27 protein-coding genes, 1 tRNA gene and 1 riboswitch are annotated in these 23,610 nt (G+C 45.3%); of the genes, 10 read left to right on the top strand and 18 right to left on the bottom strand.

What is annotated here, in order from left to right; genetic code table 11:
- Positions 1-24: 24 nt before the first annotated feature.
- From M3636_RS11265 to M3636_RS11195, 15 genes are all read right to left on the bottom strand, one after another.
- Positions 25-534 carry an A24 family peptidase gene (locus M3636_RS11265; RefSeq protein ID WP_251382584.1) on the bottom strand — a complete coding sequence of 170 codons (510 nt, stop codon included), beginning with the start codon at positions 532-534 and terminating at the stop codon, positions 25-27.
- 61 nt (positions 535-595) lie between these two features.
- A complete protein-coding gene (locus M3636_RS11260) occupies positions 596-1,654 on the bottom strand; it encodes a TadE/TadG family type IV pilus assembly protein (protein ID WP_251382583.1) in 1,059 nt (352 codons plus the stop codon).
- A 29-nt stretch (positions 1,655-1,683) separates the two neighbouring features.
- The gene (locus M3636_RS11255; RefSeq protein ID WP_251382582.1) at positions 1,684-3,801 is read right to left on the bottom strand and encodes a hypothetical protein; all 2,118 of its coding nucleotides are present in this window, start codon (positions 3,799-3,801) and stop codon (positions 1,684-1,686) included.
- Between the two features lie 90 nt (positions 3,802-3,891).
- On the bottom strand, positions 3,892-4,569 hold the full coding sequence (locus M3636_RS11250; protein WP_251383052.1) for a TadE family protein: 678 nt from the start codon (positions 4,567-4,569) through the stop codon (positions 3,892-3,894).
- Positions 4,550-4,741 (bottom strand): Flp1 family type IVb pilin, encoded by a 192-nt coding sequence (locus M3636_RS11245; RefSeq protein ID WP_128100781.1) that lies wholly within the window; start codon positions 4,739-4,741, stop codon positions 4,550-4,552. The genes M3636_RS11250 and M3636_RS11245 overlap by 20 nt, the downstream gene beginning before the upstream one ends.
- Before the next feature lie 11 nt (positions 4,742-4,752).
- On the bottom strand, positions 4,753-5,622 hold the full coding sequence (locus M3636_RS11240) for a type II secretion system F family protein (RefSeq protein WP_251382581.1): 870 nt from the start codon (positions 5,620-5,622) through the stop codon (positions 4,753-4,755).
- Between the two features lie 59 nt (positions 5,623-5,681).
- Positions 5,682-6,443, bottom strand: coding sequence for a type II secretion system F family protein (locus M3636_RS11235; RefSeq protein ID WP_128100780.1), 762 nt, complete (start codon positions 6,441-6,443; stop codon positions 5,682-5,684).
- A 55-nt stretch (positions 6,444-6,498) separates the two neighbouring features.
- Positions 6,499-7,791, bottom strand: a complete 1,293-nt coding sequence (locus tag M3636_RS11230) for a TadA family conjugal transfer-associated ATPase (RefSeq protein ID WP_251382580.1) — start codon at positions 7,789-7,791, stop codon at positions 6,499-6,501.
- Positions 7,791-9,011: a P-loop NTPase family protein gene (locus M3636_RS11225; RefSeq protein ID WP_251382579.1), complete on the bottom strand. Its 1,221-nt coding sequence runs from the start codon at positions 9,009-9,011 to the stop codon at positions 7,791-7,793. The genes M3636_RS11230 and M3636_RS11225 overlap by 1 nt, the downstream gene beginning before the upstream one ends.
- A 217-nt stretch (positions 9,012-9,228) precedes the next feature.
- Entirely contained in the window at positions 9,229-9,612 is a 384-nt protein-coding gene (locus tag M3636_RS11220) for a VOC family protein (protein ID WP_056699563.1), read from the bottom strand.
- 235 nt (positions 9,613-9,847) lie between these two features.
- Positions 9,848-10,726 carry a DUF6612 family protein gene (locus tag M3636_RS11215; RefSeq protein WP_251382578.1) on the bottom strand — a complete coding sequence of 293 codons (879 nt, stop codon included), beginning with the start codon at positions 10,724-10,726 and terminating at the stop codon, positions 9,848-9,850.
- A 252-nt stretch (positions 10,727-10,978) separates the two neighbouring features.
- Positions 10,979-11,401, bottom strand: a complete 423-nt coding sequence (locus M3636_RS11210; protein WP_145410101.1) for a thiol-disulfide oxidoreductase DCC family protein — start codon at positions 11,399-11,401, stop codon at positions 10,979-10,981.
- 368 nt (positions 11,402-11,769) lie between these two features.
- Positions 11,770-12,060, bottom strand: coding sequence for a hypothetical protein (locus M3636_RS11205; RefSeq protein WP_128100775.1), 291 nt, complete (start codon positions 12,058-12,060; stop codon positions 11,770-11,772).
- 152 nt (positions 12,061-12,212) lie between these two features.
- Positions 12,213-12,458: a zinc ribbon domain-containing protein gene (locus tag M3636_RS11200; RefSeq protein ID WP_056699587.1), complete on the bottom strand. Its 246-nt coding sequence runs from the start codon at positions 12,456-12,458 to the stop codon at positions 12,213-12,215.
- 231 nt (positions 12,459-12,689) lie between these two features.
- Entirely contained in the window at positions 12,690-13,109 is a 420-nt protein-coding gene (locus M3636_RS11195) for an organic hydroperoxide resistance protein (protein WP_056699592.1), read from the bottom strand.
- 383 nt (positions 13,110-13,492) lie between these two features.
- Between M3636_RS11195 and M3636_RS11190 the strand changes: the two genes are divergently transcribed.
- Complete coding sequence (locus M3636_RS11190) at positions 13,493-14,788, top strand: Nramp family divalent metal transporter (protein ID WP_128104350.1); 1,296 nt, start codon at positions 13,493-13,495, stop codon at positions 14,786-14,788.
- A gap of 131 nt (positions 14,789-14,919) precedes the next feature.
- Here M3636_RS11190 and M3636_RS11185 read toward each other — a convergent pair whose 3' ends face one another.
- Both M3636_RS11185 and M3636_RS11180 read right to left on the bottom strand, forming a co-directional pair.
- Complete coding sequence (locus M3636_RS11185) at positions 14,920-15,603, bottom strand: HAD family hydrolase (RefSeq protein ID WP_251382577.1); 684 nt, start codon at positions 15,601-15,603, stop codon at positions 14,920-14,922.
- 181 nt (positions 15,604-15,784) lie between these two features.
- Positions 15,785-16,183, bottom strand: coding sequence for a hypothetical protein (locus tag M3636_RS11180; RefSeq protein ID WP_235540704.1), 399 nt, complete (start codon positions 16,181-16,183; stop codon positions 15,785-15,787).
- A gap of 115 nt (positions 16,184-16,298) precedes the next feature.
- Positions 16,299-16,475, bottom strand: a riboswitch (cyclic di-AMP (ydaO/yuaA leader).
- A 393-nt stretch (positions 16,476-16,868) separates the two neighbouring features.
- Between M3636_RS11180 and M3636_RS11175 the strand changes: the two genes are divergently transcribed.
- Positions 16,869-17,345 carry a glutathione peroxidase gene (locus M3636_RS11175; RefSeq protein ID WP_251382576.1) on the top strand — a complete coding sequence of 159 codons (477 nt, stop codon included), beginning with the start codon at positions 16,869-16,871 and terminating at the stop codon, positions 17,343-17,345.
- Positions 17,346-17,493: 148 nt separating this feature from the next.
- Positions 17,494-17,676, top strand: coding sequence for a hypothetical protein (locus tag M3636_RS11170; RefSeq protein WP_251382575.1), 183 nt, complete (start codon positions 17,494-17,496; stop codon positions 17,674-17,676).
- A 177-nt stretch (positions 17,677-17,853) separates the two neighbouring features.
- Here M3636_RS11170 and M3636_RS11165 read toward each other — a convergent pair.
- A tRNA-Leu gene (locus tag M3636_RS11165) sits at positions 17,854-17,936 on the bottom strand.
- Positions 17,937-18,325: 389 nt separating this feature from the next.
- Between M3636_RS11165 and M3636_RS11160 the strand changes: the two genes are divergently transcribed.
- The 7 genes from M3636_RS11160 to M3636_RS11130 all read left to right on the top strand — a co-directional run bounded on the left by M3636_RS11160 (position 18,326) and on the right by M3636_RS11130 (position 23,572).
- On the top strand, positions 18,326-19,027 hold the full coding sequence (locus tag M3636_RS11160; RefSeq protein ID WP_251382574.1) for an urease accessory protein UreF: 702 nt from the start codon (positions 18,326-18,328) through the stop codon (positions 19,025-19,027).
- Between the two features lie 276 nt (positions 19,028-19,303).
- A complete protein-coding gene (locus M3636_RS11155; protein WP_056699605.1) occupies positions 19,304-19,507 on the top strand; it encodes a hypothetical protein in 204 nt (67 codons plus the stop codon).
- A 50-nt stretch (positions 19,508-19,557) separates the two neighbouring features.
- Positions 19,558-20,202, top strand: coding sequence for a hypothetical protein (locus tag M3636_RS11150; protein ID WP_251382573.1), 645 nt, complete (start codon positions 19,558-19,560; stop codon positions 20,200-20,202).
- 232 nt (positions 20,203-20,434) lie between these two features.
- Positions 20,435-20,737, top strand: coding sequence for an urease subunit gamma (locus tag M3636_RS11145; RefSeq protein ID WP_128100770.1), 303 nt, complete (start codon positions 20,435-20,437; stop codon positions 20,735-20,737).
- An 18-nt stretch (positions 20,738-20,755) separates the two neighbouring features.
- Entirely contained in the window at positions 20,756-21,142 is a 387-nt protein-coding gene (locus M3636_RS11140; protein WP_251382572.1) for an urease subunit beta, read from the top strand.
- The gene (ureC, locus tag M3636_RS11135) at positions 21,139-22,857 is read left to right on the top strand and encodes an urease subunit alpha (RefSeq protein WP_251382571.1); all 1,719 of its coding nucleotides are present in this window, start codon (positions 21,139-21,141) and stop codon (positions 22,855-22,857) included. The genes M3636_RS11140 and ureC overlap by 4 nt, the downstream gene beginning before the upstream one ends.
- A gap of 19 nt (positions 22,858-22,876) precedes the next feature.
- Positions 22,877-23,572 carry an urease accessory protein UreF gene (locus M3636_RS11130; protein ID WP_251382570.1) on the top strand — a complete coding sequence of 232 codons (696 nt, stop codon included), beginning with the start codon at positions 22,877-22,879 and terminating at the stop codon, positions 23,570-23,572.
- The last annotated feature ends 38 nt before the right edge of the window (positions 23,573-23,610 follow it).

Raw genomic sequence — 23,610 nt, 5'->3', positions numbered from 1 at the left:
CTTTCCAAATAGCTTTAATTCAATCTATGTCGAAGCCATATACACATAAACACTGATGAACCCGGGTAATACCGCCAGCATAAAAGGAAACTTTAATGTTTTATCTTTACTAACCAGCTGAAGTGAGCCAAGCATGAAGAAGCCTGCAATCCCACTTGCCATGGCACGAATTCGTTTGGCAGAATCTCTACGGAACAACAAGATGATCAGACCAATTGCGCCAGCGTACAAAATGGAATAGACCAATACATGAATGCCAAACACAAGCCCTGTCCATGCTCCTATGCCGCCAAATAACTTAACATCTCCTGCACCAACAGCCCCAAATGCATACATTAGAAACATGATTCCGAAACAAACACCAAATCCTGTTACTGAAAATATGAACCCTTCCCAGCCCTGCCAGATCGTATGAGCCAGGAGTCCCGCAACAGTCACAGGAAGCGTCAACCGATTCGGAATTTTCATTGAACGTACATCTGTAACAAAAGCTGCCAGTATATATAAACCGCAAATCATAGAGAACCAGGTCACTTCCGACTCTCCTCCCTTCTAGAGGTGGTACTGAAAACCGAATTTTGAACACTCACTTCTATTACTTTCTAGAGGCAACATCGAACGCCGTTTCCATCACAACACCATCCGCTGTCTCTACAACAAACGTCCACGTTCCTTCCGTTGTACGTGTTCCAACAAACCATTCCCACTGAATTTCTCCGTTCTCATCTGCAGTTGCCCAACCGATGTGCTTGGCTGTACTTTCCCCCGACTTGTAAAAGATCGTTAAATTCGCTGTGGTTCCGGGCTCTACCTTAACCCTAATCATGGCATTATTGCCTATGTATGCTGGCTCTGGCTTGGATAACACAGTAACTGAGCTTGTTGAATCTGTGCCATCTCCACTACCGTCGGAGCCTTCTCCTGTATCTCCAATCCATAATCTTTCTGCGGCAGAAGCCTGAATTCTTAGTGATTTACCGATAAAAGGCACCTTGAGTGGCAACTCATAACTCAGCTCAAGTCTGAAATATGGATTGGTCTTGTTTTTAAGATCAGGGATAGAGACCCCATTTACATGTACTCGTTCATAATCCAGTATTGAAGTATTCATAAAGGGTTTTAGCAGCGGCTTTACAACTGGATCAAGCACAGCTTCCAGTACAGATGTTTTGATCTCCTGTAAAGGCTGCTCTCCTCGAGCTGCTGCTGCCCGTACCCAGTTACTAAGTGGCTCTGGAAGCGAAGATGCATACCCTTCTGCCCACTCTGTGAGGGACAGCTCAGGTATTTTCCAGCCAGTCCCCGAATCACTGCTCCCGCTACCTGCTGAATCAGAAGGGGTAAATACAAGAGATACAGGATATATCTTGGTAGAGAGCTGTTTTACAGCTTCGCCTGCTGTACTCTGGAGTGCAGTAGATACCAGTGTCATTTGCACAATGTAGATTAAGAACATGACAAAGAACAAAAACACAGGTAACACTAATGAAGCTTCCAGCACGATGCTGCCCTGTTCCTTTTTTGCAGAACGGCTACGTTCTTTCAAGGATTTTAGATTTTTCAAGCGCTCTAGTCTGTTGATCTGTGTCAGACGTGTCTGCAATCGTTCCAACATTTTCTCTTGCTGGGCATGCTGCTGATACTGCTTATCCATATTCCCTCCACCAGAACGAGCCTTATCATTTAATAGGAATAGTCCGCCTTCCGATCAATGAAAATTCGCCCATCCTCAACCTGATCTGCGCTGCCTAATACCGCGCCTATACTTTTGGCGACGCCAGGCAGGAACCATAATTTGATGCTACTTCGTATCTCGCTAGATGCATATGTCTGCTTCTCGTCTGGGTTCACACCCGTATTCAGCCTAATTAGTGCAAGCATCCGCGACATTTTCCGGTCATTATTACTATGCATAAGTAAAAACAGTCTGAGATGATCTCGGTATGTCAATTTCACTTTGATATAATCGGACAATTCAACGCTGCCCTCTTTGGCAAGAGCCACCATGTCTGCAATCGCATGTGTAATTCCATATAAAATAGCTGCGGAGAGTACCAAAAGCGGATTGCCTAACTTGCTATTCTTCACTAACCCTTCTGCCGTACGAATCGCTAGTCGCATCCCAAAGATTTCGGCATAAGCAGCCGCAATGTTACCTGAAGGATTATGGAAACCGTAAACGATGTACTCCAGCTCTTGATTCTCAAGCTTAAAGACATCCCCTGCATCCCCACTCCCCTCTGTCCAGCTGAACAGTTGTCCAAAATCCATTGAGTTGAAATAGGCCAGCGCATATTCGTTCTGGAATAACTCATCCCCCAGACTGTCTAATAGTCCTGACATACCACCGAACAAGCTGTCCATTCCGTTCATGGCATTGCCACCAGAATCGTAGGGATCACCATCAATTTCGGCTTTTTTAGACTCTTCACGACTCGCCTCGTTAAAAGCAATATTTGCGTTGTAGTACGCCTCTAATTGCTTGAATGCTTCCTTTGACCCTGAGCTGCCCTTTTCAATCTGTGACAACATGCGTTTGACTTCCTTTAGCTTGCCTTTCGACTCTTTGTCGTTCGCTTTACGCTGGGCATCTGACCCTCGTCCCTCTTCAAGCTGCTTTTTACTTTGCATGATGACATTTGAGGAGCCGCTGCGTACATAGGTATTCATATATTGCTCTGTAGTCCGGCTTGCTTGTGTAACTGCGGGTTTAATTGCAACACCGTTTATAGCCGTGACACTATGAAGCTGCATATTGAGTTCCATACTGTCCGTTTGCACGAGGTTGAAATCTGACGTCTGTGAACGAACTCGTGCATTCAATTGATCGAATAAAGAATCAGCTCTCACAAGCTCGGAAGCAAGGGAACGTGTACTTTTAGCCTCATCACCTCGTCCAGCAGATGAAGGGCTCGCGCCAGGCAGCGTTGAATTACCTACGTTATCGTAGCTGGCATTCTGTGAACGATTCTCTCCCTCAGCAATAACTCGCTTCATCTCTTCGTTAATCTGGCGGGCTTCTTCGATCTTGGCATGTGCCTCCTCCAGTTTGGTTTGATGCGTCTGAAAAGCTGGCTGAATAGTCATGCTTATGCCTGTCGCCACTTTGCCAACCCCTGTCCGATAACGCCCCAGTTCTACGATGTACATTTGCTGGGTGAAGGGCAGACCCTCGTCGATTTGCTTTTTATTAAGATAATCAGCGTACCGGGCTGCGGCTTCAGCAGCAGTCTCTGGTGCTTCTCTCAGCATCTCATCATATATGGCAGACGAAGGCGGATTCATGATCAGATCCGGAAGATTTTTCAGCTTATCCGCCGATTCTGTCTGATTCTCAATCGCTTCATCCAACAATTTTTCTCGCTTGTCATACAGCTTCTGCAGTTTCTTGAGCAAATCCACTGTATGTGCTGCTTCCTTTAATTCCTCAGACATCGGTTTGAAACGATTGACCACTTCAAGGGTAAAATCGACAGGTGCCCGATATTTCATATCCTCTTGAATCTGACGGTTGAATATCTCGTGATTCCCTAATTCCCGATCCATACTTAAGGATGTTGTATCCCACTGGATATCAAGAATCGGAAAGCTATCCTTCACCGCAGATGGCTTCACACTGTCATTCAGCACCTTAGCCATAATGGCTTCGCTGCTGCTGTCTCCATAAGCGAATAATCCATACTCGCGCAGTGACGGGTCATATGCTGACATGACAGATCTTAGCGCAGCATGTGTCATGCGTTCAGCCTGCACTTTGAAAGCGGCAATGCGAGCATAGTCAATGAATACAGCGACAAACATGTACACGCCTGCCAAAATTAATATTAAAAAAAGGGTAACGGCTCCCGCTTCACCATCTTTTTTTCTAAACAGCGATCCCCCCTCCTTCTGTCACTTTTTACGGTTTCCGAAGTATTGCACGACCTGTCCCGCTTCCGCAGCGTTGCTATCTCCAGTTCCACCTTTGCCTTTGAACTTGGCTCCATAATAACGAATTAAATCCACCGTTCGAATGAACTCTACCGGCTCAACAACCGCAGATGAAGCAGTTGTAAACACATTGTTACCTGAATCGAATAAAAAAGAAGGTAGTGGCAAAGATATCATCTGTTCAAGCTTGGTCGTTACCTTACGCTGAATCAGCGTATTCTGGTATTCAATCGTTCCAGTCATCGTCGCAGGCATGCCTTGAACTGCTTGGGATAACTTTTGTTCAGATAAGCTACCACCTTCACCTGCCGGCACTGAAGCCGTAACTTGATTGTCAGCTCCTGCCCAGCCAAAGAGTGCGCCGAGCAATTGGTCATCCTTCAATCTCCAGTACAGGCTGTCGTATTCTCCTGTAGCAAATTCTCCGGTCATCGCTTGCTTGTGACTGTTGTCCCAGCTATAAGCGGCACGCTCGGATGCAGCATATGCATGCTGATTCAAGAACGTTTTTTGATACATATACATGCTGAAAAAAAGCAGGATAACAAGCGTAAACAACACAACTGGGAAGACTAGGGAGGCTTCAATCGTGAAGCTCCCCTCCTCCTTATTCCTCCGGTTATCCTGGGAAAAATTCATCACTTTTCTTCGTCACCTTACCAAGAAGATTTGTGACTAATTCAGTTATTTGTTTTTTGAATATCAATGCAATAATGATAATAACGCCGATAATCAAGATGAGCTCTAGCGTACCAAGCCCATCCTCTTCCTTCCAAAATCCATTGACCTTGTTATTCATTAATTCCAGCATCCCAATTCCTCCTACATATTCATCATCATAAAAGCAGGTGCCCCAATCATTACAACGATCGTAAAAAAGATCAGTACCATTGGAAACACAAGTTTGGAAGAAGCCTGTTCTCCCTTTGCCCGACTAACAGCCTTACGTTTCTCCCACAACACATGCGAAAGATCCCGTAGCGCCAATACAAAGTCACCTCCCCCACGCCGGAAATTAAGCAACACCGTTGTTGTGAAGATCGTTACTTCCTGTACCCCACAGCGCCGGCTGAACTGCTCGAACGACTGTTGAAACGAATAACCGTTATTCAAGTCATGGGCTGTCTTTCGTAGCTCGTTGTACAATGGATGATCTCGTTCTCCCTGACTGGCAACGCAATGCATAATGGCACGTTGTACCGTCTCTCCAGCACCAACCAATAGAACAATTCGATTCAGTAGCTCCGGTAATTCCACCAGAATATCCTGATCTCTGCGTTGCACCTTACTGCTGAGATCCTTATATAACGCAAAGGGTAGAAGAGCACCAAGCACTATACCACCTGCCAATCCACCAAGACCTATATCCCCAACAAGAGATAATAAGCAACCCATCAATAACATAAGCCAGGTATATGTCAGCATCTCCGCACTGTAGAGCAGCGTTTTCTCTCCACTGTGCTGTATGCCATACATCTTCTGAATGGCATGCTGCATACGGAACATCACTACAGGCAATCGACGTCCCACCTCAAACTTATCCAATAAAAACAAGAATGGAGCGTGCAGCTTCTTGAATCGTAATCCTTCCATCTCCAGCTTACGTAAATGGCGGTAGGTCTGTCCTTGGGTACGATCCAGTATCAGCCATCCAATCCCGAGCATTCCGCCGAATATGACGGGAAGTAGCATCGTTTCAACTCCTTATCATGTAGTCCGTGTTCAGCCATCCCTCGTAATCGAGAAATCCTCTATACTTTGATATCCATAATTCGTGTAATCCACAGATAACAGCAGGCAAGCAGTGCTAAAGCACCTGTGGAGATTAGATATCCCATGCCGCTATATAGAGGTTCCATAAAGTCCTTTGCAGTCAAATTAAGAAAAATAAGAAATATAAACGGGGCAGCAAACATCGCCTTGGATTCGAACTTTTTCTGTGCTATGGCAACCATAATATCCTGCTGAATATCCAGCTTTTCCCCAATTACAGAAGATGTCCGCCGGACAACCTCGACCAGGTCACCACCTGTTCGTTTGCAAGTAATAAACACGTCTGCAAAATTCGTAATATCCTCAACCTGTGCTCGATCGGAAAAATCCTGCAAGGCTTCCTCAATAGGTTGTCCATACTCCATCCGCGTCCGCAGAATAGTAAACTCTCGAATCAGATCCGTATCTGCTTCGGGGTTCAGCATCCGTAGATCCTCTACCGATTCCTTAAATCCATTCTCGACTGATTTACCCGCAGCCAGTGCAGAAGACAGTGCGTATAGTGCCTGTTTGAAATGCAGACTGAGCGTCGTTCTCCTTCGCTCAAGCAACACCTTAGTCCAATGTTTAGGCACCCAGATGCACCCTGCAGCCAGGATAATGCCAGCCAACCAGTGATGGTAGAATAGAATACCGATGCCGAAAAATAATAATCCACTAATCAGCATGCAGGTAAATCGCTGTCTCCGGGATAACGTGAATACGGTGTAATCGGTTAATGCTTGTCTAGCTTCCGCCAACAATAATCACCTTCCAAACCATATCTAGTATCTAAATAACGTTGTTATACGCAAATTAATTCTTTAACGAATTGTGTTCCTTTGTTCGTTCTATGTATTCTACAAACCAGTCGCCCAAGCCAGCCATCTGAATTTTGTCGATTCGACTCAGCATACCAACCTGTATCAGTCCCCCAATAATCTTCCCTTCACGTTCTTCTTGCTCTTGGAATCGAAACAAAGGATTAAGCAGTACTTCCCCGTTCTCTATACCCATAACCTCACTAATCTCCGTTACTCTACGTGAACGATCACGTAGTCTGGACAAATGCACAAAGATATCGATTGCAGAGCTAATCTGCTGCCGCACAACAGCAATCGGAAGATCCGCACCACTAAGTACCATCGTCTCCAGCCTGCTGATCATATCGCGAATATTATTGGCATGACCTGTGCTCAAGCTACCATCATGACCTGTGTTCATGGCTTGCAACATATCTAGCGCCTCCGCACCCCGAACCTCACCAATGACAATACGATTGGGTCTCATCCGCAAGGAAGACTTGATTAGATCCCGAATTGATATCTCACCCTTACCTTCAGTGTTGGCATTACGTGTCTCCATAGATACAAGGTTAGGTACCGTCACGATCTGTAGCTCTGCCGAATCCTCAATCGTAATAATCCGCTCATCAGTGGGAATGAACTGAGATAATGCATTAAGGAACGTGGTTTTGCCCGAACCCGTACCGCCACCGATAAAAATATTGTGTTTACTACGAACCAACTGTTGTAATAATTCTGCTGCCTCTTCATGCAGGGCACCCTTCTGAACCAGATTCAACATCGTCAGCGGCTCACTTGGAAATTTACGAATTGTCATCGTAGGCCCTTTCAAGGCAATGGGCGGCAATACGATATTGACACGTGAACCATCCTTAAGCCTGGCATCAACAATTGGAGAAGATTCGTTAACAATTCGGTTTACCCCAGACACAATCATCTGGATGATATCCTCCAGCCGTTCCTTGGATTCGAATTCAAGTGTAATCCGGCTAACTTCACCTGCTTGCTCTACAAATATCTCCTTATGGCTATTAATCATAATCTCCGTAATATCGGGATGATCCACAAGCGGCTGTAATATATCTAGCCCACGGAAGGAGTCATATAGCCGTTGTACCAACGTATGTCGCTCTCCAGATGTCAGGTCATGCAGGTTCGGATCAGAGAGCACTTTCCGCTCAATTCCCTGCCATAACTCCTCGTCTCCTGCGGATGAGGTCAGATCTAGCCCAGCCCTTACTTCCTGACGCATATGCTGGAACAGTTCTTCCCGGTTTAGATCATTAAGGGATGAGTCTGTCATTAGCGTCCTCCCACTCCCTGGTGAATTCGACCTGTCTGCGTTAGCTCTTCCTCTCCATTCTGGATCAGCAGCGCACATAACCTTTTCACTTCTCGCTGAAAGATCGGTGAGCTAAGCATTACTTCCTCCTGACTAATCTGCCTCCAGGATGGAATATATGGCAATACGGCATCCAGATGCAGGTCAGGTCTTGGCGTCGCATTCACAACACTATCCCGATATTTGTTCACCACGAATCTCGCACGATCCATTACACCTTCAATCCAGTTTGGCTTCACTCGCTCAGCGTACTGTATCCATTGCCCCCAGCGATGCATCGCAGCAATATCGTCTTCTACAAGCCATACGAACGTATCTGCTGTTTCAATGATCCCTTCACTACGTCCATCCCAGCCTGAATCTCCATCTAGAATAATGACGTCGTATTGTCCACATTGAGTCAGGTGTTGAATGAGATTAGCAGTATCCTCCTTGGACATTTGCAGCAACTCTTTGCGGTTCGTTAGAGGCCAGAATACATCGGACTTCAGTCCTTCATGACGGAGGACATAATGATCTACACCTTTGGACTGCGGTTGCAACTGAACCGCTTTCCCTGTTTCTTTCCTGCTGGCCTTTAGATCATATAAAAGTCGAGACAGCCCCATTTCGGCATCAGGCTGACGCTGTAGACTTCGGTTTAGACCTTTCTCAAGGAAGGGTTGCGTACTGTCCAACGTCTCCAGGTTAAGGTAAAGCACAGCATATCCAGCCAGTCCTAACTGCTTCGCCATATGCAGAGCAACTGCTGTCTTCCCACTTCCACCTGAGGCAGAGATGACACCAATAGAAAGCGTATCCTGACCCGGTCGATGCGCCTTCTTGCGACGTGGCTGGCGGCATGCGTTCAGCACTGCATCTAACAATGAGGGCAGAGGTTGATATTTCATCAACTGTTTATCTTCGTGCACCTCATCATTCCCCTCACTTAACATTAACCATGGGATGCCCGAGGTATCCCCACCATTACTGAGCCAAGCGTTCAGCAGCTCCTGCTCCGCAATGACCAGATCGGGTATCTCTCGCTCCCCCTGTCCCTGCATATGCTCTCTGAATGGCTCCCATTGTGAAAATGCTGTGAATCGCAAACCAGAGCCTGATGAGCTCCCCTGCACAAAATCTAACCAGGCGCTGATATATTCTCGATCTTTAGAAGCAAGCACTACTTTTAGAACGATCAATTGTTCTCCCCTCCCCGCAAAAAAAGCACAAAAAAGCACCGTCCAATGACTGCATGAACATGCAGCATATGGACGGTGCTTCCGTCACGTGCTATGAATGTATGGATAATATATCATACAATTTCTGGGGGAGCAAGAGATTTATACAAATGATCCTGTAGCCGAAATTAACTAAAGCTCATGCAAATCATATGGACATCTCTCATACAGCCGATGATTAAGAATTATATAATGCGCCAAACTCAATAATGTTACGATCGGGATCAAGGACAAAAATCTGTGCAAAGCCAGCCACACTATCTGGTCTTGCTTCGTATTCGATGCCTTGCTTTGTGAGCCAGTCTATTGTTTCCTGATAGCTTGTAACCCAGATGGCAAAATGCCCATCCGTCGTATCAATCCCCGCTTCACGCAGCGTATGCCCTTCAGGATGTTGCAGCAAATGCAGTTGCTGACTGCCAATGGCATACCATATGCCTGTAGAGCGAAAAGGCGGGCGTTCAATCTCCTGCATCTGCAGTAGTCCGGAGTAGAATTGCTTCGCAATCTCCAGATCACGTACAGCCAGGCTGACATGATGTAAATGTGCGTATTGAATCATTTCTGAAACCCCTCTCTTGAGATACTGAGCAAGCTATAATTCCCCATTAAACGTTTACATAAATTCTACTATACATCCCTGATCTATGACCAGAAAAGATCAACATAAACAAAAAAAGGCATGCCCTGCACAGATGTGTGCAAACATCATGTTTACACACAGAACTGTGCTAAGGCATGCCTCTAATTACACTCGTGTAGCTTAAAGATTACTCACCACTTAGCACCCAGATAACTTACTTCGCGCTATCTAAAGCTTCTTGTGGAACTTTAATCTCTTCTACTTGGTCATGGTTGGAGAAGGTGGAGTTCATTTTCATGTCCATAGTTACTTTTTGTCCATTCTGCTCCATTTCCATTACCATGGTTACATCAGTAGCTGCAGGCAGATACGTCTCTTTGTTAACCATATACTTCATCTTCATGCTCGTAATGTTCATCTGCTCCAGCATCGCTTGAGTCTGAGCATCGGATCCATTTTGCTCCATGACGGATTTGGCTAATTCTTTCACATTGTCACCCGATACGTCAGCGTTGATTACATAATTGTCGCCCTCTTCTGTAATCTTCGTATCTTCAGCGATTTTTTTGAACTGATCCAGCTCGGCTTCCGGATTCATGCTTGCTTGCATCTGTTCAATCAATGCCTTGGTTTGATCCTCCGGAATTGTAACCCACTGGTCGCCAACTTGTGAGTAGATATTGTCCGAAGTAATATATTGCTTCACATTCTGTGCTTCCTGCCCTGCCATTTCGACCTTCATCTCTTGATAGATCATCATTGGATCTTTGATGATATCCATCTTCATCGAAGTTTTAACCTCTTGATCCTGGGACTGGTCACCAGCCTCAAGCTTCAGATTTTGGTCGATTGTTGCATCAGTTGTGAAGCTCTTCATCGCTTTGGTTGCTTCATTTGTTTTGGTAATTAACTCATCTAGCGTAGGAACTGCTGCCGTCTCCTGCTGTTCAGTTGCTGTACCTTCGTTCGTTGCTTCATTGGTTGATTCGTTGTTTGCTGGCGGCGTTGCAGCACTGTTATCTGTATCGTTTCCGCACGCGGCCAAGCTGATGGATAATAATGCCCCGATAATTAATGTAGTCCACTTCTTCAAGTTGATTTCCTCCCAAATAAATATAATCCTTATTGATTACCCAGTTTTTCCCGTTATTAATCAAAGATTATAAATACCCCCGTTTAAAAAAATTGGTTTTCAGTACCGAGAAGATGGGATGAAGCTAGAAATGGAGTAGCGGAGCGTAGGCAGACCTACGTGAGCAACGGACATTTCGGCTGAATTCCATATTCGATGCTGATGATGCCAACAGGCATCATTCGTAATCAAAAGCAATCTTTTTAAACTACCTTATAAGAAACGTTCTTTGATCTCTGGTGTCGGCAACATACAAGCCTCATCCTTACCAAACCATTTATAACGATTGCGAGCAACCAGATTATATACAGCATTACGTATGAATTTAGGAACAATGATTAAGCCATACAACAATGGGTAGGGGAACTTGAGACCTTTGGCTAAGCGAAGCGCTGCCGTAGAGCGCGTATAATAAACGCCGTCTTCAATAAGTACAAATGTATCCATCTGATCTGGCGAAAGATTGCCCTTCCGCAGTAATTCCTTCGCAATATCGGACTGCAGTGATGCAAAATGATATTTACCCTCCGGATCACGCTTAATAATCCATTTGGTAATGCCCTGGCAGAAATGGCATACGCCGTCCACGAGCACAATGGGGTGTCCTTGATGCTGATCGATATCCTTAGCTGTCATAATGGAGGCCTCCTAAAGTTGATGCTATCAGGACGTGTCTCAAAACTCGCTGAAGTGCATCTTTCACCGCCTTTTCGCCCCCTGCTGCGTCACTTTCCCTTGACGTGCCCCGGCACGCCTGCGGAAAATTTCCTTGCTTGGAACGAAAATTCGGTTAAATCTGCGTCCTTCGGAGTTTCCAGACACGCCCTAGACTAACTTACCCATTTTAGACTATGTTCAACTAGAACGTGCCCTAAATCTAGTAACACTGAATTACATATCTCCATACCTAACACTCTGATAACAGAAAGGAAAATAGAAAAAGAGCGTAGGCTCGGTGCCTACGCTCGAATCTGTCTGGGCAGTTCACCCGAAATCAGACGAAATTAGTTTTGAGTTACTTCAGCAAGTCCTTTGTCCACCCATTGCTCATCGATCATTTGGTGATGCAGATCTTCTGACCACTGATCCATACATTTACAAATGAAATCTTTGCGGCATACAGGACAAGGTGTTTTTTGCAGACGACTGATATGAGTCAACTTCCATTCTGGGGAACGGGAGTAGAACACACGACAATGTGTACCATCTTCGAGTTTTACTGTAAACTCATACAATCCGTCTTTTTCGTTTTGGCTAGCTACTTGCAGTTGTGCAATTTTCGGTCTATAAGACATGGATATCACCTGTCAATTCAAATTTGGTTCATGCAATGATACTTCTCAGTACTAAGTCATATTAAAGAAATTTTAGGCCCATGTCAACTCAAGTAGCTACGGCTGAACTGGAATAATCCGGAACACTTCCGTACAATCAACCTTTTGTAATCTTATCCTCCAAACAAAATATCCAGAATAGTCCCTACCTGTCCTTGTTTTTTTCCCTTGAGCACATCCGGATCAAATACCTCTACATATCCGCAAGAAGTACACGTGATGAACAAATAATGATTATGTTGGATATCAAATACTTTGCTTAAACCTGCTCCCGACATCGACACTTCCTTAATATCACAATCGGTTCCTCGGCACTTCGAACATACAAACCGCCGTTCGATCATCTCTTCAATACTCATTTTGCGTTCCCCCTTTTTTTAGGATAGCTCACATGAAATAAGAGAATAATTATGTAAAAGAGTACGCTCCTGACCCTACAATCTCCTGCACCATCAGCCAATTTAATTAGAGAGGTTACTCAAAACTGAAATAGAAAGCCCTGCCGATTACCAGCAGGGCTTGTCCTATATAGCAGATCGATATCAGATATACCTGCTATTTAAAATCAAGTCTTTTCCTATAAGTATTGGTTAGACTACATTTAATACAACGTCGATATTGCCACGAGTCGCTTTGGAGTAAGGGCAGAAGTCATGAGCTTTGCGAGCGAGATCCTCTGCTTGACTATGATCAACGCCTGGCATACTTACATCCAGACGCACAGACAGTTGAAATCCATCATCCGCAGGGTCTTTACCAATGGATACATTACTTGTTACAACCACATTCTCCAGTTTCACACCTGCTTTGCGCGCCACGTTAGCTAGTGCACTCTCGTAACATGCTCCATATCCGGCTGCAAAGAGCTGTTCAGGGTTCGTTCCCTCACCGCCAGAGCCACCCAGTTCTTTAGGCATTTTCAGATCATGCTGAAGTACGCCGTCCGAAGAAGTTACTGAGCCTGTACGTCCACCTTTAACTGTTGCTGTTGCTGTATATAAAGCTTCCATTAGAATCTCTCCTTCACTTTGTTTTTTTGCTGCCTACAATTCATTTTAAACTTCTGGCTCATTTTGAAACGCATGTTGGATTCATATTCAGCTTTTACATCTTTCTTATTTTCATGCAAATAACACTCAAAGGCTGAAATTTCTAATCGATGGGTAATATACAGTTGAGCATGATGAAGACATCGGCTTATTTTTGTGTAGATACACAAAAGTTGCACTAGACAAAAATTATTGAAGGAGTACAATGTAAGAATAAACATAAAAATTTAGATATATCACATATCACATGTTGTCTCATTATTATTTCAAAGTCAGGTGATTATTGTATGAGTAAAAGAAATCCGTTCAACGCCCCTTCCAGAGAATCGCTATCCACGGCTGGAATGGCTCCTTCCCTTGGGGAAGCTCACAACTCCATGAAGGTTCCTCAGAACGCGGCTTGGTGGAAAAAGTTCCTCGCTTTTGTTGGCCCAGGCTACTTGGTAGCTGTCGGATATATGGATCCCGGTAACTGGGCAACAGATATCGCAGGTGGTTCACAGTTTGGTTACACACTACTGTCCGTTATTCTGATCTCGAATCTGATGGCTGTTGTGCTACAATCGCTCGCGGGTAAGCTCGGGATCGTCACAGGACGCGATCTTGCTCAAGCCTGTCGTGAACGCTTCAGTATGCCAGTGGTCATCATGCTCTGGGTACTCTGCGAACTTGCCATTGCAGCCACTGACCTCGCGGAAGTTATTGGTTCCGCTATTGCCTTGAAGCTGCTGTTCAACATTCCAATGTTATACGGCGTTATTATTACAGCTGTGGATGTACTATTAATCTTAGTATTACAGAATAAAGGCTTCCGGGCGCTCGAAACCCTTGTAATTGTGCTTATGGCAACCATTGCCCTCTGTTTCGGTATTGATCTGTTTTTGGCAAAACCCGATATGGGCGGAGTGCTTCACGGTTTTGTACCTAGCACTGAAATCCTACAGAATCCGGCCATGCTCTACATCGCCATCGGTATTATCGGAGCTACTGTCATGCCGCATAACTTGTATCTGCATTCCTCCATTGTGCAGACACGTCAGATTGAACAGACACCACAGGGTAAAAAAGAAGCTATTCGTTATACAACCATGGATTCTACGATTGCACTTACACTCGCGCTGTTCATCAACGCAGCGATCTTGATCGTATCTGCGGCAGTATTCCACAGTGCCGGTATGACACAGGTTGCCGAGATTGCAGATGCTTACCATCTGCTCACACCTCTGCTTGGCACCACTGTTGCAAGTGTTCTCTTCGGCGTTGCCCTGTTGGCATCTGGTCAGAACTCGACACTTACCGGTACTCTCGCTGGACAGATTGTTATGGAAGGGTTCCTTAACATTCGAATCCCTGCATGGTTGCGACGTCTGGTCACTCGCCTGATTGCAATCATTCCTGCCGTCATTGTTACCGCTATTGCAGGAGAGCACGGAACAGAGGAACTGTTGATCCTAAGCCAAGTTGTACTTTCCTTACAGCTTCCTTTTGCGGTTATTCCGCTGGTCATGTTTACGAGTGACAAGAAGAGTATGGGTGCATTCGCGAACAAACTTTGGTTAAAAATCACGTCATGGATCATCGCTGCAGTCATCGTTGTCCTGAATGTGTACCTCATTATTCAGACCATAGCACTGTTCTAATGTAAATAAAGAGCCGACTCATGCAAGTGAAATGTTCACTTGAAATGGGTCGGCTCTTATTTATCCTTTTCCAGAACTATATGCTCCAGTAGGGTCATCAGCAACGAAGAGTATTTTGGAGTATATATCTCCTAATCTTGATCTGGTAAAAGTAAAGGAAGAAGCTGCTCTAGATTATCAATTGTCCAATCCGGGTGATCCTGATCTTCAAGCTCAGGCTGGAACCGTCCATACCCCTGTAAAATGCGTATCGTTAGCATTCCAAGCTTCTTCGCCGGAACGATGTCATTATCAATGCGATCTCCGATCATAACCGCTTCCTCAGGCCTGCACCCTGCCTGCTTCAATGCCACCGCATACAGTTCACGATCAGGCTTGGACACTCCTTCTTCAGCCGAGCAGGCAAGCACATTCACATACTTACGCAATCCATAACGCTCTAACCGTTCCTCCGTGCCCGGACTCTGATTAGCAATGATGCCAATGCGATAATACCGTGACAGTGATTTGAGCACTGAACCTGCGCACGCATAGGGCTGCTCAAGCTCTTTGCGAAACTTCAATTTAGCCTGAATCTGCTCTCTATGCTGTTCATCGCTAATCAACGTGCGTATCGCCACTTTCATTGGCCACGCCTCATAGTTTCGGTAACAGGTGACAAATATCTCCCGCACAGTCTCGATCTGCACCGGATATCCAAGCGCACAGGCTTCTCTCACAAACTGACCGATAATATCGTCTACAGGCTCCCATTCGTCTACTAGCGTATCTCCTACATCGAAGAACAACCATCTTAACCCACGTACATCCGGCACATCTATTCCTCCTTGTCAGCTACGGGAAACTCTTGCTGCATCCCCTGAACAATAAAAAAAGAAGACCCACTTCATGCATGAGTCTCCTCAAAATTCCGTTTACCATTTGTTCATAAGTTTAATGATCTAATATTTCAATTATATCAGGCACCTAACAAGGGAGCAATTATCGGTTGCAACATCAACCGTTAAGTAGGAAACCCACTTCTCCATTTAATGAATAGACAATCCGATCGGCACCCATGCCTCGATAAATTCCTTTTGGATGGCTCTGTTCAGTAATCACACACAGTGACTTAGATGTCCACGAACGACAGATCTGCAAATAACGACAGGTCAAGTTCAGACTATTCTCGAAAATAAAAACATTACCTACACTGCTCTGAGGTAAAAACCATTTTTCAGCCGCAGCTGTATTCATGCGAATGACATGCTCTACCCCGAATTTCCGGAGTTTCCTTTCTTCCCCTGCACTGTTGGTCAGAACGGCAAACGGCATTTTTTTGTACATCAACAGTTTGATAAATTTACGCCCCGCTTCATTCGGAGCAGTCACTAGAATCATCTCATTATCCATCATTCGTTCCTCCCTTGGCGTGAAAAGACAACAAAAAAGAAGCGTGGGGGACCAAGGCCTCCCGGACGCTTCTTAAAGAATCCATGGCAAAAACACCATGAACCAGCGTACGGCTTGTTGCCTCTCCCTTTAACGCTTACGAGGTTAGCTGACGGATTCGGGCGCGAGAGTCGCCCTATTTCCGGCTGTTACCGGAAAATTCACCCCATGGATCCATACTGCCCTAGAACAGCGCATCCTTTTGGTTCCCCCGTTTTCCACCCATGAATGAATGGAAACTCAGCGATTAAAACATCGTTCTTACATCATGACTGATTAGATCGATATTATCGTTTGTTTCGTTTTTTCATGTACAATAGAAATTAAATTAGAAATTACGATATGAATCATACACCGAGGTCATGTTGATGTAAAGTGTACACAGATCACCGAATCGACGGATTTATGCCGTTTCAACCCAATGATATCGCTTACAACATATGTTTGCTTCATCCATCTCCTTGAAACTCTCTAATTCTCGTGATCACAGAAATCACCTACCTATTCGGCCCTATGGAGAGCGATTCAAGCTCCTAAATGCACCAGAACTATAATTATCCAATATTAGTTTTGCATTATTTAATTGTAACCAATATAATAGGTATATACGAAAAAGGAATCATTTATTTTGATACTGGAGGCGATTTTCATGACCGTTTATGAATACAAAGTTAATACCCTTCGAGGCCAAGAACAAGAAATGTCTCAATACCGGAACAAAGTGCTGCTTATTGTGAATACTGCTAGTAAGTGTGGATTGACACCACAATTCGAAGGACTGCAAGAGCTGTACAATAAATTCAAAGACCGCAATTTTGAAGTCCTCGGATTCCCGAGCAATCAGTTTGCACAGGAAAAGGGTTCATCCGATGATATTGCTGAGTTCTGCCAAATGAACTATGGTGTAAGCTTTCCTATGTTCGAGAAGATCGATGTCAACGGGTCAAACGCTCACCCCCTATTCCAACATCTCACCAAAGAAGCTCCAGGCCTACTCGGCTCCAAAGCAATCAAATGGAATTTCACTAAATTCCTCGTGGATCAGGAAGGACGTGTCGTGAAGCGTTACGCACCCAAAACCACCCCTGATCAGATTGAAGCTGACATCGAGAAATTATTGAAATAAATTGAACAACCAACTGCCACCTAACCGGAGACCCCAGCGCTAAGCAGGAATTTTCCAGTTGGTGGCTTTTTTTTGCACTCAAGAGCTTATTTTGACATAAGAACTTATGATAGACATTAGAGTGTTCTGTTGAGAGGAGTGATGTGGTATGAAAAACGCACTTATCGATTTACAACCTGTGACTATTGAGAATTGGTATGCATGTACTCAGCTTAAAGTTAAGCCAGAACAGCTTGCTCTATTTCCTGCACCTGTCGTTTATTGGATTGCGGAATCTAAATATGTTAGCGATTTCGAATTACGATTGCCGGAAAATTGTACGAATCGTTAGGTTTTATGCGAATTAGTGAAAAGGTCATCGATGGCGAAATTTTACGTCTGCTTCAAGTTTGATCTTTGAAAACTGAACAACATTGTTCAGGCTTAATGAAGTTAGAATAAAATAAAACGTTAGAAACAAAAAAAGAAGCCTCCATGTTCGGAAGCTTCTTCTTATCTTGCATTATGATGCGGTCGAGAGGACTCGAACCTCCACGGGCATACGCCCACTACCCCCTCAAGATAGCGTGTCTGCCATTCCACCACGACCGCATGTCGTAAATTATCGGCAACAAAATTGATTATACAGGGTTTCATTATAAAAGTAAAGCACTTTTTAATTTCAGTTATTTCACACGATAGTCCACCTCTAACTGCATGAATCGTCATATTCCCACAGCAGTTGCATATCCTTGAATTCGACCTACTTCCCTTCCAATAAACAAGAATATCATTACGCACTTCAACACATAACTAATTATGTTATTATAATTAACATAATAAAGAAATTTAAATAAAAATAACAAGATTTAATTGACAAAAAGCGAATAATAATGTGATTATATATATCATATAATTCGGATTCAAACTCATAAACAGCATCTAAACGCAATAAAATGTTATATATATTAACATTTAACGAACGTAGGAGGCGAAAGATTGTGAACCGTGGGAATAAGCTGCTCGATTATGTCAAACTGCTTGATTCCTCTATTCAAGTCGGAGGGTTCACTCATTCATTCGGCATGGATGCACTTATAGCAGAAGGATCAATCCGTGACGTAGCAGACCTGGAATCGTTCATGCGTTGTCAATTGCATCCAAGCATTGTCCGCCTTGAAGGAATGGCGATTAAGGGAATCTACAGCGCAGCAGATCAGAAGGATACATGGCGAACAGCTCTTATTGACAAACTGGTTCACGTCCAGCGAACCCCTCCAGATCTCAGGGAACATTCCTCCGCTATGGGCAAACGGTTAATCAAGCTTGCTCAAGCTCTCCATCCCTGGATCGACTTCAGAAAACTAGAACACACGCTGTCCACCTATAATTCAGTTGGATGCCTATCCACTGTTCACGCCTGGATTAACCACCACCTTGATATCCCCGTCGAGGAGGCGGTACTCGGTTATCTCCACTCAGCCTCAAACGCATGCATAATTGAAGCCTCGAAAGCCCTCCCCCTCGATCGTCAAAACATACAGGAACTGCTGGTTCACCTGACCGCAGACCTGGAGCATGAATGGAACACCGTTAGCGCCTCCGCTGCGGATGAACCAACTCAAGCAACAACGACGTCAATGAAGTCTCTATTCCCAAGCTGCCACATGCTTGGAGCTGGGTTACACGCGTTCAAAGCATAACAACTCACTTACGCATCCACGCACCATCCGCAACGCACACCTCTAATTGAACAAAAACACGCCGCAACTCCTTTGTTGGCGTGTTTTTTGCGATTCATTTATGGAGGAATTTGCGAATTTACGTCATTTTAAATCATAAAATACACTTATTTCCGTCTTTTTTAATTGTTACATGACGCAATAACGTATATAATGTAATATACAGCTCGCATCTCCCTACATTTTACCCGAAAAAGGAGCGACTGAATACTACTTATAACCTAGGGGTGAACCCTTTTGAACAAAAAGAAACCCGTGACCCCATTCGGATGGGCTATCAAACGCCGTTTAACCGAACTCCAGATGGATCAGAAAACATTTTGCGAACAACACGACATTCCGCCATACCGTCTATCGAATCTAATTCACGGCACACGCAAGGCTACCCGATTCCGCAATCAGGTCGCAGATATTTTACAAATTCCAGACGATCTCCGCTAGCAGAGCACCATGTCTTATGCGCCAACTGACCACAAGGAGGGTTTCACACAATGAGTTACTTAACAACCGATCTAGAGAAGTTATCTTATCAATATATGCGCCACCAGCTCATTATTGTAGATCACCATTGGACTATTCGTAGCTGCAACAACGCTTGGCGACAAGGACTTGGCCAATTGCATGACTACACGCACTTACCAGCGTATTATTATTCCGCATCCGGCACGCTCCCTTATCTCAACTTATTAGAAGCATGGACATCACCTGATCGAGATCATCAGAGCAATAAGACGATCCAGCGACTCAAAAACATTCGTACACCTTTTGACAGTAACCATACATACGACATCACGATCCACCTGCCCAACTTGAAACAGAGGTGGTTCCGCTTAGAACTCACTCCCTTACCCACAACAGACTCACCTTGCACCTCCGAACTAGCCCTAATCGCCCACACCGATGTCACAGAACAGAAACAGGCCGAGCAACAACTTCAACAAGCATTATCCGAGGTACGCACACTACGCGGACTCCTTCCCATATGTGCTGTATGTAAACAAATTAAGGACGAACAGGATACATGGAATTCCGTCGAGAGTTATCTCAAAAAGCACACCCATGCCGAGTTCACCCATGACATTTGCCCAGACTGCATCCGTAGGGTGTACCCACAATATTCCGGAATTCTGGGTTAGAATCCAATCGACTGTTAAAGTTGTATCAAAAGAAAACACCAAACTCCCAATGTTACTATACATAACACATTTATGAATTTCCGCTCATAGAAAATACCAATATTATTCAAATTACATTGACAACGAACCTACCCTGTGTGAGTATATTTAACATAACAATTATATAAGATGAACATGATTTTATTCACTTATATAGGAGATCAAGACTTCATAAGGGAAAGGTCGGATTACGTTGCACTGGACTGAGCAGGAAAAAGAAAAACTCCTGATTACCGTAGCCGCTAACCTCGCCCGAGAGCGTAAAGGTCGAGGACTTAAGTTGAATGTTCCCGAAGCTATCGCCTTATTGACCTCTGAACTCATGGAGCGCGCGCGTGATGGCATGAGTGTTGCAGAATTGATGCGATATGGAGGTACCATTTTGAAACGCGAGGACTGTATGGAAGGTGTACCTGATATGATTCCCGAGGTACAGGTAGAAGCTACTTTTCCCGATGGCACAAAGCTCGTCACCGTACACGAGCCCATACGCTAAGAAAGGCAGGAGAACGCCATGATCCCTGGTGAATATCGTTTGAAGCAGGACGACATCATCTGTCATCCCGATCGCCCAACAGTGCGATTACTTGTCTTGAACCGTGGGGATCGCCCCGTACAAGTTGGTTCCCACGTGCATTTCTATGAGGTTAACGCCGCATTGGACTTTGATCGCACAACCGTTTACGGACATCGTCTACACATCCCCGCAGGCACCGCTGTTCGGTTTGAGCCTGGCGAAGAGAAACCTATTGAGCTTACAACCTTTGGCGGCAAACGACAAATTCATGGTTTCAACCGTTTAACCGAAGGCGCTATAGATACCCCTCCCGACACCCAGAAGCTAGACACCTTCCTGAAAACTTTTGCACCACTCAAGCAGAATGGGAGTGACTCCCCATGAAATCAATGACCCGTGAGCAATACGCCTCCATGTTCGGACCCACAACCGGGGATGCCGTCCGACTAGCAGACACCGATCTTTGGGCCGAGATTGAACATGATTATGCCGTCTACGGTGAAGAGAGCAAGTTCGGCGGCGGCAAAGTCATTCGTGATGGCATGGGTCAGTCCACATCTGCCCTTCGCAGTGACGGCACCCCCGATACTGTAATCACCAACGCCATCATCATCGATCATTGGGGAATTGTAAAAGCCGATATTGGCATCCGCGATGGACTCATCTGCGCTATAGGAAAATCCGGTAACCCCGACACGATGGACGGAGTTGATCCTTCACTTGTTATCGGCGCTTCCACGGAGATCATTGCTGGCGAAGGAATGATCTTAACCGCAGGTGGAATCGATACCCATATCCATTTTATCTGCCCACAACAGATTCAGACGGCATTATCTTCCGGAGTTACCACAATGATTGGCGGCGGCACAGGACCGGCCACTGGAACAAAAGCAACGACCTGCACACCAGGAGCTTGGCACATCCATCGCATGCTGGAATCAGTGGAAGCCTTCCCTATGAATATCGGTTTCCTCGGCAAAGGGAATAGCTCCACCACAGCCCCTTTAGTAGAACAGATCGAAGCAGGTGTAATCGGCCTCAAGCTCCATGAAGATTGGGGCACAACCCCAAGTGCTATCGATGCCTGTCTGACTGCTGCTGACGAGCATGATGTTCAGGTAGCCATTCATACCGATACATTAAACGAAACCGGATTTCTGGAAAATACACTCGCAGCCATTAACGGTCGCACCATACACACCTACCACACAGAAGGCGCAGGCGGCGGGCACGCACCAGACATTATTCGAGCAGCCAGCGAGTCCTACGTTATCCCTTCTTCCACTAACCCCACCAGACCTTACACACGAAATACGGTAGAAGAGCATTTGGATATGCTGATGGTCTGCCACCATTTAGACCCTTCCATCCCTGAGGATGTTGCTTTTGCAGATTCTCGGATTCGACCCGAGACCATTGCTGCCGAAGATATCTTGCATGATCTTGGTGTATTCAGCATCATCAGTTCCGACTCCCAGGCTATGGGACGTGTCGGTGAAGTCATCATACGAACATGGCAAACGGCAGACAAAATGAAGAAGCAGCGCGGCAAACTGGACACTAATCCCGATGCAAGAGCCGATAACGATCGTATCAAGCGGTATATCGCCAAATATACGATTAATCCAGCTATCGCCCACGGAATTAGCCATCTCGTCGGCTCCGTTGAGGTTGGTAAACTCGCCGATCTAACACTTTGGAATCCCGCCTATTTTGGCGTCAAACCCGAGATGGTCATCAAGGGAGGTATGATCACTTTCGCCCAGATGGGTGATCCCAATGCTTCGATCCCAACACCCCAACCTGTGTTTGGCAGACCGATGTTCGGCGCTTTTGGCAGCGCATTGCCCAAAGGCTCCATCACCTTCGTTTCCCAAGCCGCGGCAGATGCCGGCATCAAAGAACAGCTTGGACTTCATAAGCGCGTTGAACCTGTGAAAGGCTGCCGCACAGTGAGCAAAAAGGACATGATTCACAATGATGTGACCCCGACCATTGAAGTGGATCCCGAAACGTATGAGGTTCGTGCCGACGGTATACTCCTTACGTGCGAACCCGCAGATGAATTACCCATGGCTCAGCGTTACTTCATGTTTTGATAAAGGGGTGAGGTATCCCATGATGCACAGCGGCACGAAGCTACTTCGTTACGTGCAACTTTTGGACTCCGCTCTACCTATCGGTGGATTCTCACATTCATTCGGCTTGGAAGCCTACACTCATGATGGAACCGTGAGGACAACGGCCGAACTGGAAGCATTCATTCGCAGCCAGCTCCATGCCAGTCTTGTACGCCTCGACGGACTTGCGATCAAGGGTGTCTACCAGGCAATAGACGAGGAGAACGCATCCCTTCTCGCCTTATATGATAAACAGGTTCATGCCCAGCGCACACCACGCGAACTCAGGGAAAGCGGGCATAAAATGGGTAAGCGACTACTGAAATTAGCACGTTCGCTCTATCCATGGATGGACTTTTCCCTTATGGACATCGCCATCCATGAGCATGGTGCCTTTTGCGGCATCACAACCGTTCACGGTTATATCAATCATCGGCTGGATATCGGATTGGACGAAGCCGTCATCGGACATCTCTACACTTCCGTCAACGCCTATGTGAACAGCGCACTGCGCCTTCTGCCCATCGGACAGACCGAAGCTCAGATGCTTATTCATAAGCTATTAGACGTCATTGAACAGGAATGGAATCAAGTCCGCGAAGACGATCCAGATGACATGCACAGCTTCGGGATCGCGCAAGAAATCTACGCAATGCGGCATGAAAGTTTACCCGCACGTCTGTTTATGTCCTGATTTAAAAGCATTCAAAAACTTTCATTATTGTAAGAAAA

It is taken from the genome of Paenibacillus sp. MER 99-2, from assembly GCF_023714095.1.
GTDB lineage: Bacteria > Bacillota > Bacilli > Paenibacillales > Paenibacillaceae > Paenibacillus.
This window is presented reverse-complemented; position numbering and strand designations above follow the sequence as displayed.